Consider the following 1,570-nt stretch of genomic DNA (forward strand, 5'->3'; position numbering starts at 1 on the left):
GTAAGAATTCAGGTGAGAGGGGTTGACAAAATCAAGAAATCCGGTATGGTGACGGCATGAGCGAAAAACCGAAACCCGAAAAACTAGCTCCCCCCCAACTCAAGCAACTGACAACGGAGCAGTTGGTGGTCATGATACTAGAGCAGCAAAAGCTGATTGACCAACTGTTAGAGGAAGTAGCCCAGCTCAAGCTCAGACTCAGACCCAACAGCCAAATTACCTCACAACCGCCATCAGCGGACTTAATTCAGAAATCGGAAAAACCCAAACCGCCAGAGTCAATCGCCCCTCAAGCCAAAAGAAAACCTGGAGGGCAGCCGGGACATCAAGGAAAAACCAGAAAAGGTATGGCGCGAGTAGACCGCTACCAAATTGTCAGACCATCAGTGTGTCCCAACTGTGGCTCAGAAGAATTCCTTGACGCACCTGTATCTGTAAGCTGTAAACAAGTCGCCCAACTCGTAGAGCGTCCCGTAGAAATAGTCGAATATCAGTATCACACTTGCAAATGTGTCCATTGCCACAGGCAAGTCAAAGAAGCCAAAGCCCCTGGAGTCATCCCCGGACAAGACTTGGGCATCTCCAACAGCGCGATGCTGGCTTGGATGGGAAATCAGGGAAACCTATCCGAAGAAAAACAACAAGAATGGCTACTAGAGTTGACGGGACTCAAAATCGGAGTGGGAACTCTAGCCGCCACCAATCGACGACTGGCGCAGTCGGTAGCTATACCTATTCAAGAACTTTGGCAGTGGGCGCAACAACAGCAACACCTGCACGTTGATGAAACCCCGTGGGGGGTGGCTGGAGTAAAAGAATGGTTGTGGACTGTTGCCGGAGCCAAATTTTCTCTGTTCCATGCCGCAGATACCCGAGGGCGGGTGGAACTCGAACAAATTGTGGGTTCCGAATTTGCTGGAGTCCTCAGTTCCGACGGCAGAGCGTGTCTATAACGGTTACAAAGTCGCTCACCAGCAGAAGTGTTTAGCTCATCTGAGACGGCACTTCAAAAAAGTGATCCGCTTGGGTCATGGCAATAACCCGAAATTGGGACAACGGTTCCTGGATTTAATTGATGAGGCCTTCGATGAGCATCAAAAATGGCGAGAGACTCAAGATGGAGCTGCTTATCGAGGGTGGGTAGCTCAGTGTCTTGATGCAGTCGCTCATGGGGGAAACCCCCAAGACCGCGCTGCATCGCTTCAAACCCAAGTTGGAGAAAGCTTTGGAGCAATGGAGTTCTCAAGCCGGAGCTGCAGCTGGGCTACTGCTGCGTTCTCTTAGAAACAAAGCTGCCCAATGGTGGTATTTCCGTATAGCACCCAGAAGTTCCACCTGATAATAATCGAGCGGAAAGAGCATTGCGTCCAGCAGTGACCAAACGTAAGGTCTGTGGCGGTTCCCGTTCCATGGAACGGTTTCGGGAAACAGCGGATTTACTCAGCGTCATCCAAACCTGCCGTGTCCAGGGTCGTTCGGCTGTGGAATTTTTCCGACAAGCTCTTGAGGCTACCGTTTCCCCAACAACGGTTTCTTATCCTTCCCTGATTCCAATGACCTGAATTCTTAC

General features: G+C 50.6%; 1 pseudogene. It reads left to right on the forward strand.

Annotated features, from left to right (window positions below):
* The first annotated feature begins 56 nt into the window (after nucleotides 1-56).
* A pseudogene (gene tnpC / locus F6K38_RS41540) lies at nucleotides 57-1,562 on the forward strand (IS66 family transposase).
* Nucleotides 1,563-1,570: the final 8 nt, after the last annotated feature.

Origin of the sequence: Moorena sp. SIO3B2, from assembly GCF_010692525.1 — a bacterium.
GTDB lineage: Bacteria > Cyanobacteriota > Cyanobacteriia > Cyanobacteriales > Coleofasciculaceae > Moorena > Moorena producens.